The following is a 12,699-nucleotide window of genomic DNA, read 5'->3' on the forward strand; positions in this document are numbered from 1 at the left end:
AGTTATCGGATTTTTTCATAGCGAAAGATAGACAAAAACGTTTCAAGTGATAGGATCTTGCGCTTTCACGAAGCGCAAAACGTATCGTGTTCGAATGATTTTTTGTTTGGTGCGTAAAAAATAGTACAAAAATAGAGAGGAACGATGACAAAAGGTATAGATAAGTACAGTATCGATAGTACCGACTATACGGTAGGTCAGGACAACGTTCAAAAATGGGGTTTTGATGTTCATAATCCTGTTTTTGGTATTAGTGCAGGTTTAATTGCGCTGTTTCTTGTCGCTGCATTAGTGTTAGATCCACATACCGCAAAGACGGTACTTGACGGGCTTAAGTGGAAGATCATTGGCTCATTCGATTGGTTGTTCATTATTGCAGGTAATATTTTCGTTATTTTCTGTTTGGCACTTATCGTCTCCCCAATGGGTAAAATCCGTTTAGGTGGTAAGGATGCCGTCCCTGATTACTCATTTATGTCATGGCTTGCCATGCTTTTTGCTGCAGGTATGGGTATCGGCTTGATGTTCTGGAGTGTTGCAGAACCGGTTGCTTACTTTACGGGTTGGTACGAAACCCCATTAGGCGTCGAAGCAAATACACCAGAAGCGGCTAGGTTGGCGTTAGGTGCAACCATGTACCACTGGGGTCTTCACCCATGGGCAATCTACAGCGTTGTAGCACTTTCTTTAGCATTTTTCGCCTACAACAAAGGCCTACCGTTATCAATGCGCTCGATCTTCTACCCACTGCTGGGCGACCGTGCATGGGGTTGGGCAGGGCACATTGTCGATATCTTAGCCGTACTAGCGACGCTGTTTGGTTTAGCAACATCATTAGGCCTTGGTGCTCAACAGGCAGCAAGCGGTATTCACCATGTGTTTGGTGTGGAGCCCGGTCTAGGGTTACAAATTGTTGTTATTACTGTTGTCACTCTACTTGCGGTTGTTTCTGTGTTACGCGGTATTGATGGTGGTGTTAAAGTCATCAGTAATATCAACATGGTCGTGGCTTTTTTACTACTGATTCTCGTTGGGTTAATTGGCTGGGCTGCAAGCTTGGGTTCAATTCCTACGACGCTGATGGCGTACATAGAAAATATTATCCCACTAAGTCAGCCGTTTGATCGGACTGATGAAGCATGGTTCCAAGGTTGGACGGTGTTCTACTGGTCTTGGTGGATTTCATGGTCACCATTTGTCGGTATGTTCATTGCACGTGTATCTCGTGGTCGCACGGTACGTCAGTTCATTACTGCTGTATTACTTGTACCAACCGCAGTGACGGTGATCTGGATGTCAGTGTTCGGTGGTTTGGCCATTGAGCAAGTTGTCGACAAAGTTGGTGACTTGGGCGCTAATGGTTTAACCGATGTTTCACTGGCTATGTTCCAGATGTTTGATGCTTTACCATTCGGTAGCTTGCTATCTATCATTGCGATTGTTCTGGTATTGGTATTCTTTATCACCTCTTCAGATTCAGGCTCACTGGTCATCGACAGCATCACGGCTGGTGGTAAAGTGGATGCACCTGTGCTGCAACGTATTTTCTGGGCATTCATGGAAGGTGCAATTGCGGTTGCTCTACTATGGATTGGTGGCTCGGAAGCAGTTCAGGCCCTACAGGCTGGTGCAATATCAACAGCATTGCCATTCACCTTTGTTTTGCTTGCAATGTGTGTAAGCTTATTAATGGGAATGAGAACCGAGCGTCAGTAACTCAGTCATTTTGTCTGAGAAACAAATAGTTAAAAGCCAGCGTATCGCTGGCTTTTTTTTGTGTGGTTTTTATGACGCACAGACAAAAAAATGTCACATTAAAGTTCAAGCATTACAAAGAGTTAATGTGTTATTGTGTTTTCTTTAAATTTAATGAATAGTCATGAAAAAGTGTGTATTATTCACACACCTTAACTGTTCTCCCAACTCAAAAAATATAAATATGAATTTATCATTAAAACAAAAGCTTATTGGCGCAAGCCTTTCTGCTGTTGTTGTGATGGCAACAGCACTTACTTGGTTGTCGGCTGGTCAATTGTTTGATCAGACTCGTTCAGGTGTCTATTCACGTGCACAAAGCCTAAGTACAACGGCGTCAGAAGGAATTTCTGATTGGGTCAATATCCGCAAAGATATTGCTACGGCATTCAACGACTACTCGACAGAGCAAGATGTTGTGCCTTTCTTACAACAAGCTCGTAAATCTGGTGGTTTTGACGATATATTCCTAGGTACGCCTAACGGTGACATGTATCGCTCTCATCCTGAGCGTAACCGTGCTGATTATGATCCGCGCACCCGTCCTTGGTATAAAGATGCCAATGCAGCCGGTAAGCAGATCATCACTGCCGCTTATCAAGATGCAATTACGAATGCACTTCTCGTGACCATTGCTGAGCCAGTCATGAAAAATGGCCAGTTTATTGGAGTGGTAGGGGCAGACGTACTGATCGATCAACTTATCAGTGACGTGATTAACTTAGATGCGGGTAAAAATGCTCGCGCTATGTTAATTGATATGAATGAAGGTACTTTCCTTGCCCATCCGGATAAAAGTTTAACGCTTAAGCCCATTACCAGCGTGCTAACAGATTTCTCTGAAGAGGAAATTAAGCGCGCGGCTGAAGAAGGTCGAATTGAAGAGACCATCATCAAAGGCAAAGAGAAGATGTATTACTTCAACAAAGTATCTGGTACGAATTGGATGTTCGCGATTGAAATGGATCGCGCAACCGAAGAAGCTGGCCATGCTATTTTGTTGCGTGACTTGTTGATTGCTGCGGTAATGATCACCATTGTGGTGATTCTCGCTGTTTCTTGGTTAGTTGGCTTCCTATTCCGTGATTTAAACCGTGTATCAGTTGCACTGGAAGAAATTGCATCTGGTGACGGCGATCTGACTCAACGCCTAGAACCACGCAGCGATGATGAAGTCGGTAAGTTGGCTGAAAACTTTAACCGCTTTGTAGGTAATATGCATACGATGGTAACCAAATTAAGCCATGTATCCACGGCGTTATCTGAGCAGGCTCGTACAACAGCACAGCAGGCTGAAGAGCGTAGTCAGCGTATTTCTTACCAGCAAGATGAAATCAACATGGTTGCAACAGCGGTGAATGAAATGGCCGCAGCAACGCAAGAGATCGCTGGTAATGCAGATAGCACTGCAAGCAACTCTGAAGAAGCGGTTCAAGCTTGTTCACATGGTTCTAATCAAGTCAAACAGACACAAGTTTCTATCCAGAACTTAGCACAAGAAGTTCAAGTCGCGACCAATGTTATCCAAGAGCTAGAAGCGCACGGTAACAGCATCAATACGATTCTATCGACCATTCAAGGTATTGCTGAGCAAACGAACTTACTTGCACTTAATGCGGCAATTGAAGCTGCTCGTGCGGGTGACCAAGGTCGTGGATTTGCGGTTGTGGCTGACGAAGTTCGTGTATTGAGCCAACGTACACATGCATCAACTCAAGAGATTCAAGAAACCATCGAGATGCTCCAAGGTACAACAGGGAAAGCCGTTGGTATCATGGGTGATAGTCGACGCTTAGCTGACACAAGTGTTGATGACGCGAACTCGGCAGCAGCAAGTCTGACGCAGATCCACACCGCAGTGGAACGTATCAATGATATGGCGACGCAAATCGCGTCTGCAGCAGAAGAGCAAGCATCGGTAACAACAGAAATAACTCGAAACTCGGAAGGTATCCGAGACGTGTCGAATGAGTTGTCGACAGAAGCTCACCAAGCCGCAGAGCAAGCCGCGCATCTTTCTGAGCTTTCTCATGAGCTAGAACAAGAGATCAAACGCTTTAAGTTGTAGTGGCGTGAATTGACCTAACAAAAAAGGAGCCGAAATGGCTCCTTTTTTTATTTTTATCACGTTGGTTCTATACCGGGTGTCACTACAACCACAATTCGCCGATGGGCTTATCATCGTTGTAATGATGGGCGATTTGCGCTTGTAGTAGCTCCGCAGTGGCAATCGCGTCCGTTAACGCGTGGTGAGGGGTATAATCTGGTAAGCCGTAGCGACGCCTCGACTGAGCAAGTCTCAAAGACTCGGGCTTTTTCCCTTTTAACCGTTCCCATAATGAACTTATACGTTTCTGCTGGATAGTTTCTTCGATATGAAGCGTATCTAACACGGGAAACTCAATCCCTTCACCAATACGTGCTTTGAGGGCGATATCGAGAAATTCTCGCTCGATACGGCGATAATGTACCACCACAATTTTGCCGCTTAAGCACGGTAGCAGCTCACTTAAAATATCCCCTAAGTCAGGAGCGTCAATGAGGTCGCTATGAGTAATGCCATGAATAATAACCGAATCCTCATCCAGCGTTCTTCGAGGTCGTACTTTCCAGTGACGCGAATCACGTAAGAAAATGCGTTTCAGGTTGAATGGAACCAAACCGATGGTAATGATGTCGTGTTTTTCTGGATTTAAACCAGTCGTTTCGAAATCTAAAGCGACGAACTCAATTTCGGAAATCGGTGTTTCTGGATCAGGCAGTTTATTGCTATAAAACGCGATTAAATTCTCATCTTTAGCAAGCTCAAGTTTTTGCTCAAACTTAGTCGGCCATTGAATTGTCGGCTTTTGAAAGAGCTTCTTAATCATGCAAACCTCACTTAAAATTCTTGTTAGCTTGATAACGGAACTTAAGGAAGTTCTGACCATTACTTAGAATCTGGAAAGCATCTTTTAGGTTTCGACGTTCAAATTCAGAGAGGTTTTCTGGTTCAATGTTGTTATCAGGTTCTATACCCAGCTCAACATCCGTTGCTTGGTGGCGAATGCGAACCATAGAAATAAATTCTAACGCGTCTTTTAAATCTTGAGCGCGGCCTTTTGGCAAAATGCCGGCGTCAATAATGTCATCAAGACGCTCGAACGAGTTTTGTGCTCGGGAGCCAACAGCTAGGGAGTGGACACGAATCAAATCGACCAAAGGAGCCGTGCCACGACGTTTGAGATTAATGGAGTTATTATGTCTGCCGTCTTTCTCCATCACAAAGTCTTTAAAGAAACCGAGAGGTGGGGTGCGGTTAAGAGCATTGCGAGCCAAACAAGCCAAAAATCGGTTGTTTTTACGTGCTCGGCGGACAATAAAGCTGGTTAACTGCTCAGCCCATTTTAAACGGCCATAAACGCCATATAAATCGAAAAAGATAGAAGCGTTGAGTAGTGCTTTCGGGTTTGGGTTGTCAATCCAATCAGCAAAACATTCTTCCCACTCGGAACGAGTCATACGCCACATTGGGTTTGTCGCCATAATATCGCCAGTACAATATTTGTATCCACAAGCATCTAGCCCATCACTGACGTATTTTGCTAATGCTTCAAAATATTTACCGTGCTTTTCTTCTTGATAAGTATCATCAAGGATGATGGCGTTGTCTTGGTCTGTGACCAACAGTTGCTCATCTCGTCCCATAGAGCCAAGGGCGAGGAAGCAGTATGGGATGGGAGGGGGACCAAGCGTTTCTTCGGCCATTTCCAATAAACGCTGTTTGAAGCTTCGTCCAATCACTGACATTGCACTGCCGACCATGTGAGAGTTGGCATCTTCATTGACCAGGCGCACAAAGCTACTGCTTACCTCTTCAGCAACCACGGCTAAATCTTCAATGGTTTGTTGTTGGAAAATGCTGCTCACCAATAACAATGAGTTTTGCGATTCGTAACGGACGATGTCCGTTGTTTCGATAATGCCAATCGGTAGTTGATTTTTGACCACCGGAAGGTGATGCACGTTGTAGCGCAACATGGTCAGCATCGCCTCATAGATGTAGGCATTGTGGTCGAGAGACATTACCTCGGTCGTCATCACACTTGACACGTCGTCTTGCGGTGATAGCCCTTCTGCCAACACGCGTGTACACAAATCACGGTCGGTAATAATACCTAGTACAGGCGACTGAGGGTCGTCTTCATCACGAACAAAGTCAGGTTCTACGATGAGCAGGGCAGATACGTTATCATTTGCCATTAATTGAGCGGCTTGTTGTATCGTTTGACCGCGATCGATGGTATGTACATCGCCAGTTAGCAATGTTTTCACTTTCGATGTGGTAAGGTCGTTCGCATCTTTGTTTTCTGAAATAGCAAGTCGTAAGCGTGCGCTGTTTTCTACTTCAACAAAGTCTGCGAATGAGTCAAAGGAATCGTAAATTTCTTGGAATACATCACCCGGGATACAATAGAGCAAAGAGTCTTCAATGGCTTTGACCGGAAAACGAACTTTGTTATTAGTTAGCATGCCCATCTGGCCAAATAGGTCACCTTCATCAAGACGGTTGTAGAGCTCCCCTTTACGTCGATAAACTTCTACAACACCGCTCCTTACCACATAAAGATCCTGAATATAATCACCAAAATGGATGATAGGTGTGTCTTGTCGGTAGTACGATATTTCGACGCTTTCAGTCACTTTGTTCAGTGTTTCTTCTGGGAGTTCATTGAACGGGGGGTACTTGGCGAGAAAGTTATATATCTCGAGAAGTTCTGCATCCATCAAGGTGCCTTTTGGTTCGCAAATAATAAAGCAATCTTAACTTAGTTTTAAAACAGAGTCTTATTCGATCCTTGTTTTTCATACTCAGTCGTAAGATTCTGACATACCGCACGGCAAGAAATCAGCATTTCAACTACTATGTAGACTCTCAAGTCTTAGCATCATATCGTGTTTAGATAGTTCTCATAAGTTTAGATAACTCTCATAAAAGGAAGTTGAATGGTGAGAAGTTTAGTGTTTGGGCTACTTTCAGTCTTACCTGTAGTGAGTAGCGCTTCAGCTGTAGATCAAGGTGAAAAATTTGGTTACGAGCACCTTCATCTTGATGTCGGTGCAGGCACCACGAACGAAGAATGGTTAGATAACTCTAACGCGACCACAGTTAATTTTGGCGGCAATTATTTGTTTACCAATAATTGGTTGTTTAATGTTGATTATTCGGCACAGTTTTTTCATCCGGATGATTTTACGCTCCGAATTGACCGTTTGTTAGTTGGTGGTGGGTATCGTCAAGGTATTACTCCGCTATTCGATATCTACGCTACATACGGGGTTGGTGCAATCAAAGCCAAAGCAACCAATGATAAAACAGATAATACGTTATCTTCCGATAGTGAACTGCTCCAGGCTGTTACTGTAGGTGTCAACTACTTGTTGAGTGAGAAGCTCATCGCAACGGCAGAAGTGGAAGTAAATCGAAGTGATATCGTCGACGAAAATAACGTCAAGATCGGGTTTAATTATCAGTGGCATGACGTTATCGGCAGTGGGCTTTTTTACCAATTTCGAGACACTGATTACAACGGCGAAAGCTCGGACTATATTAATGAAGTGGGTTTGAGTTTAAAGTTCATTTATTAAGTCATGATAAATAAAAAGGTCAGCACATGCTGACCTTTTGCTTCTTCTGATAATGGGTTTACGCCACTTAAAGAACTGCTGCAATCCCTTTACATAGTGGGCCCATATTTGATTTAGTCATGCCAGCAACGCTAATACGACCTGAGCCGACAATATAGATTGCGAATTCATCTTTAAGGAGGTTAACTTGTTCTTTTGATAACCCAGAGAACGAGAACATGCCATTTTGACGCTCAATAAAGCTAAAGTCTGCGTCTACGCCTTCTGACTTAAGTGTCGCAACAAATAGCTCACGCATCTCTTGAATACGATCACGCATCTCTGCGACTTCTGCTTCCCATTCTGCACGTAGTGCTGGGTTGTTTAGAATGTGAGTCACAACTGCGCTACCGTGCGCTGGTGGGTTAGAGTAGATAGAACGAATGATCGCTTTTACTTGTGAGAAAGCCGTTGTTGCCACTTCTTCTGACTCTGCTACAAGCGTAAATGCGCCGACACGCTCATTGTACAAACCGAAGTTCTTTGAGAATGAGCTCGCTACGAGGATCTCTTTATTGTACTTAGCAAAAATACGCAGACCTGCAGCGTCTTCTTCTACGCCTTTAGCGAAACCTTGGTATGCAAAATCGAACAGAGGTAGAAGGTTCTTCTCGGCTACCAACTTGGCCAGTGCTTCCCATTCTTCGGCAGTTGGGTCGATGCCTGTAGGGTTATGACAGCAGCCATGTAGAAGCACGATGTCGCCTTCCGTTGCCGCTTGTAAATCGCTTAGCATCGCATCAAAGTCTTTATCTTTGCTTTCTGCATTATAGTAGCTGTATTGTGCAGTTTCGATACCTGCCGCAGCGAATACGCCATTGTGGTTCGCCCATGTTGGGTTGCTGATCCAGATTTTTACGTCGCCAAGCTGACGTTTAATGAATTCACCAGCAACGCGTAGTGCGCCAGTACCACCGGGTGCTTGTGCTGTTTTTGCACGCTTTTCTGCAACAATGTCAGCATCCGAACCGAACAACAGTTTTTGCACGGCTAAACCGTATTCTGCTGTCCCTTCAATAGTGAGGTAAGATTTGGTTGTTTCAGTCTCGATGAGTGCTGCTTCAGCTTTTTTGACAGTCGTAAGAACTGGTGTTTCACCTTGCTCGTTTTTGTAAATTCCTACGCCAAGGTTAATTTTCTCAGCACGAGTATCTTTTTTAAACTCTTCAGTCAGGCCAAGAATAGGGTCAGCCGGAGCGGCAACTACTTTTTCAAACATAATCTTCATCCATGTTAATCGAAGGGGTCTGGTGATATTTATACCTTTCAGCCATATTCGTTACAACCGTTCATGAAAAGAAAACCTGAAAAAATTGCGATTTGAAACGAAAATCTAACATAATTAGAGTTTTGCTATGAAAACGTCAGCTAGGCAAGGAATAAAAAGGATATCTACACTGGCGCAGGTGATCTTTTGTGCATGTTTCTGGGCTTTAGTCGAGGGAGAGTAGTCAGACGTTCAAATATGCAATTTTGGCTAAGCGAATGTACTTATTTATTGACAAAAAATCTTAAAGTTTATAGTTGCTGCTCATTCTTTCGAATTCATACAATTTAGGGATTGGTGGCTTAGGGATACTGCCAGATACTCATTCATGCGATAGAACGAATTAAGTCACAACCCATCGGTTAATGTTAGTTAAGATTGAATTGAAGCGGCGCGTTAAAGGTCTAAAAAATTAAGCCCTCGTATATTTGAGGGCTTAATTACTTACCAGTGGTAGTTAATCGTTAATATTTCTTCAGTATCTCGATAATATCTTCTTTGCTTTCTGCAGAAATGATTGCATCAATATCCTCATCATTTTGGAATAGCTCAGATAAGGCCACAATGGTTTGAATGTGGCTATCCGAGTCCAATGCTGCAAGAGTTATCGAGAAATACACATCACCATTATCTTTCGACTCTAGGTCAACGCCATTTTTAAATACAGTGACTTGTAAACAAGCTTCATTAACACCATCCTCTGGACGAGCATGTGGCATGGCAATCTTAGGGGCTAGTACATAATACGCCCCGATTTCTTTGTGTTTACTTTTAATCGCCTCTAGGTAGCTTTTTTCAACTTTGCCTTGTTCAATTAATCTAGAGCAGGTGAGATCTAATGCTGCATCAACACTTAAATTTTCTTCTGTAGAAATAACAATGCTGTTATCGCCAATTAAATTAAAAATACTCATGAAACAATCCACCCAAGAATTAGCCCTACTACACCGAAGTCAAAGTCTGCAAACGTCGTTGCTTCAAGACCTAAGCCCCCAAGTACTGGTAACAACATCATTGGTAAAAACGAGATACACAGCCCTTGAGTAAAAGAACCTAAAATGGCACCACGTAGGCCACCCATGGCATTACCATATACACCTGCGGTGCCACCAACGAAGAAGTGAGGAACGACACCAGCCACGATAATGGTCAAATCCAGCGCCCCTTGTATTGCCATGGCAATAATACCGGCGGCAAAGGAAGATAAGAAACCAATCAGTACCGCATTGGGCGCAACAGGGAATACCATCGGACAATCCAAAGCAGGCTTTGCTCCTGGAACAAGCTTGTCAGAAATGCCTTTAAAGGCTGGCACAATTTCAGCAATCAACATCTTCACGCCTTGAAGTACAATGTACACACCTCCCGCAAACACCAAAGATTGCATAAACGTAAACACGACCCAGTTCTGACCTCCAGAGATAGACTCTACAAACTCACCGCCAGCAAAAATCGATGAGAATAAGAAGAATATCGCCATCGTAACGGCAACGGCTACTGGCGTATCTCGTAGAAACATCAAACTTTTCGGTACTTTCAGATCTTCGGTTGATTTCGATTTGTCACCAAACTTAGAGCCGATAAAAGCCGCAATGATGTATGAGAATGTAGAAAAGTGACCCATAGCGAGTTGATCAGTCTGCATAACCTTTTCAGTGTATTTCTGCACAAGTGCGGGCATGATAACCATCAAAGACCCTACAATGATTGACCCCGCCGCTACCAGTGCCGCACCTTTGACTTCTGCCGTTGACAGGATAACTGCAACGAGCATTGACATAAACATGGTGTGATGACCGGTTAAGAAGATAAATTTTAACGGAGTAAATCGCGCGAGAAGAATATTCACCATGAAAGCAAAGAACATGATAAGGGCCATTTCGTAGCCAAATGCTTCTTGTGCCAGTGCAACAATCGCTTCGTTGTTTGGAATAACACCACTGACACCAAACGCTTCAATAAATACAATAGAGAAATTATTTAGCGCACCGATTAGGGCTCCGGCACCAAAACCTAAAATAAGGAAGCCCATAACTGTTTTAACAGTGCCTTTCAGAATTGTTGAAACATCGGATTTTTGAGCAACCAAGCCTACAAATGCAATAAGGCCGACCATGATTGCGGGCTCTTTTAATATGCCCAGCATAAACTCAAAGAAATTCGCCATACTACTATTCCTTACACAAATTTTTGTAATTGCTCTTCAATTGACTCTTTATCAAAAATATTGGCTAGGCTCACAATATTCTGTTTACCCTGATCGGCTAATTGGCTTGCTACATCTGTGGCTGCAACCCATATATCAGCTTTGCTTGATGATGCGGAAGAAAGATCTTCATGATCAACTTCGACTTCTAGACCCATTTTTTTAGCAACTTCTTTAACTGCCATTTCCATCATTAATGAGGTACCAAGACCGTTACCGCATACAACCATTATTTTTTTCATAATATTATTTCCCTGTAGGGTGTAATTAAGAATATTGTCTTATTCTGTTATTGGACGAGAAAAGAATAGCTAAGACATGGTTGATTTGATGGGTTATTCGTCACAAAGTCAGATTGATCTTGTGACGCAGATCTTGTTTTTGGTGGTTTTTTAATTATTAAAAGTTTCTATTGAATTGAGTATTAAATAAAATATGCGGCTTAGAATTTGGATGGGGTAGGCGAGATAGTCATGTCGCTTAATGACTTTATAATTACTTACCGTAATCTGTAAGCATTTTTTTAAGTAGACTGTTGATGTCTTTGGTTTTCTTATTTCGCTTAGTCAGTGCGGTTAATGACGTAGGTGCTATAACAGCTTCATGAGTATCTTCTTCGGTATCAGTCCGTTCACGAAGTTTTTGTACCGAAGCCATTAACATGCGAACTTCTTTACCGAGACTGTCCTCGAGAACGACGATATTATCAGCCTCGACTTGAGTAATAGTAAGCAGCCCGTATTTAACTGATTCAACTTTTTCACCCACCATCAAGGATTGAGGTGGAACGGAGCGATCATAAACTTGACCACTACGAAGCTTTGCAGCAGTCGTTGCACGTATATTTCCTGTATTTTCAAAAGCTACAATGACGGTATGAGTATTGTAGTACTCTACAACAATGACGTAACCGTGTTTTCTTGTTTTAAATGATGCACCTACCTGCATATCATGCGGTGCGTCCATTTTTCTCATTAACATCAGGTGTTCCCAATACTACCTAGTGTTGCTTTGGCATATCGATAAATTAGCTTATTCCCCAAAGTATATACCTTCCTATGTTTTATAGGAACGATTAGGTTCATAGCCTATTATTTTAGTACAGCGTATGTAGCCCACAAGGGCGGTTGGCTTATTGTGAGTAATGGTGACTATTTAGAGAATGTAATTGTATCGTGACTATCTAAAGCTTTCTCGGAGTGCAGGTAGGAGGATAAGTGGGTATAAAAAACGGCAGTTTGTGTCTGTTTTTGTTTAGCGACAAAATTGTACCATTGACTACCGTTTCAGTTTTCGCATTTTTACGATGAACCTATTTTTTTAGTTCAATCTCTGACTCAACCGCGTTGGTTTCAATCTCCGGGTTAGAAGAAAGTTTATCGGTTGCCCAGTCATTCATATGTTTCAAAATCGCGGTTAATGCGTGCTTTTCTGTTGGTACTTCAGACTTCTTAAATTCAAGCTTTTGCTTGGGGTGTGAACCCGTCGCATCTTCTGCTACGTGTAGCCAATCTGGATGCCAGTAATAAGGCTGGCCTGAAGGTGAGCTCCAAGAATGTACGCCGTTGGATTCACCTTTGTATTTGAGGTCTTCTTCTTTATATTTCGTCATTTGTGTTTTCTCTCATAATTTATGAGTTGAGGTGTGCATCACCATTCCTATATAAATGTAACAAACGTGATAAGAATTAATGTGACAAATCTCAATTTATTTTGCAGGTAGCTCGCTCATGACGATACACACCTCTCACTCAGCAACATTTCGTCTCTGATTTTCTTACCACTTTTCGCCTTGATGTGGGCA

At 42.9% G+C, this 12,699-nt stretch carries 11 protein-coding genes; 3 read left to right on the forward strand and 8 right to left on the reverse strand.

What is annotated here, in order from left to right; genetic code table 11:
* Positions 1 to 144 precede the first annotated feature (144 nt).
* Positions 145 to 1,716, forward strand: coding sequence for a BCCT family transporter (locus AC3D28_RS03285; RefSeq protein WP_098415816.1), 1,572 nt, complete (start codon positions 145 to 147; stop codon positions 1,714 to 1,716).
* A gap of 223 nt (positions 1,717 to 1,939) precedes the next feature.
* Positions 1,940 to 3,823, forward strand: a complete 1,884-nt coding sequence (locus tag AC3D28_RS03290) for a methyl-accepting chemotaxis protein (RefSeq protein WP_098415926.1) — start codon at positions 1,940 to 1,942, stop codon at positions 3,821 to 3,823.
* 82 nt (positions 3,824 to 3,905) lie between these two features.
* Here AC3D28_RS03290 and AC3D28_RS03295 read toward each other — a convergent pair whose 3' ends face one another.
* The gene (locus tag AC3D28_RS03295) at positions 3,906 to 4,625 is read right to left on the reverse strand and encodes a 3'-5' exonuclease (protein WP_488535524.1); all 720 of its coding nucleotides are present in this window, start codon (positions 4,623 to 4,625) and stop codon (positions 3,906 to 3,908) included.
* Between the two features lie 7 nt (positions 4,626 to 4,632).
* Entirely contained in the window at positions 4,633 to 6,522 is a 1,890-nt protein-coding gene (locus AC3D28_RS03300) for a DUF294 nucleotidyltransferase-like domain-containing protein (RefSeq protein ID WP_488535525.1), read from the reverse strand.
* A gap of 219 nt (positions 6,523 to 6,741) precedes the next feature.
* Between AC3D28_RS03300 and AC3D28_RS03305 the strand changes: the two genes are divergently transcribed.
* Positions 6,742 to 7,383 carry an outer membrane beta-barrel protein gene (locus AC3D28_RS03305; RefSeq protein WP_488535526.1) on the forward strand — a complete coding sequence of 214 codons (642 nt, stop codon included), beginning with the start codon at positions 6,742 to 6,744 and terminating at the stop codon, positions 7,381 to 7,383.
* Between the two features lie 67 nt (positions 7,384 to 7,450).
* On the opposite strand, the gene AC3D28_RS03310 is transcribed toward AC3D28_RS03305, so the two are convergent.
* The 6 genes from AC3D28_RS03310 to AC3D28_RS03335 form a co-directional block, all read right to left on the reverse strand.
* On the reverse strand, positions 7,451 to 8,641 hold the full coding sequence (locus tag AC3D28_RS03310) for an amino acid aminotransferase (RefSeq protein WP_098415812.1): 1,191 nt from the start codon (positions 8,639 to 8,641) through the stop codon (positions 7,451 to 7,453).
* A 512-nt stretch (positions 8,642 to 9,153) separates the two neighbouring features.
* A complete protein-coding gene (locus AC3D28_RS03315; protein ID WP_488535527.1) occupies positions 9,154 to 9,603 on the reverse strand; it encodes a PTS sugar transporter subunit IIA in 450 nt (149 codons plus the stop codon).
* Positions 9,600 to 10,856, reverse strand: coding sequence for a PTS ascorbate transporter subunit IIC (gene ulaA / locus AC3D28_RS03320; RefSeq protein ID WP_098415810.1), 1,257 nt, complete (start codon positions 10,854 to 10,856; stop codon positions 9,600 to 9,602). The genes AC3D28_RS03315 and ulaA overlap by 4 nt, the downstream gene beginning before the upstream one ends.
* 11 nt (positions 10,857 to 10,867) lie before the next feature.
* Complete coding sequence (locus AC3D28_RS03325; protein WP_098415809.1) at positions 10,868 to 11,137, reverse strand: PTS sugar transporter subunit IIB; 270 nt, start codon at positions 11,135 to 11,137, stop codon at positions 10,868 to 10,870.
* Positions 11,138 to 11,390: 253 nt separating this feature from the next.
* A complete protein-coding gene (locus tag AC3D28_RS03330) occupies positions 11,391 to 11,870 on the reverse strand; it encodes a hypothetical protein (RefSeq protein ID WP_488536039.1) in 480 nt (159 codons plus the stop codon).
* A 337-nt stretch (positions 11,871 to 12,207) separates the two neighbouring features.
* Positions 12,208 to 12,507, reverse strand: a complete 300-nt coding sequence (locus AC3D28_RS03335; protein WP_488535528.1) for a hypothetical protein — start codon at positions 12,505 to 12,507, stop codon at positions 12,208 to 12,210.
* Positions 12,508 to 12,699 lie beyond the last annotated feature (192 nt).

The organism is Vibrio sp. TAP-3B (assembly GCF_057784735.1).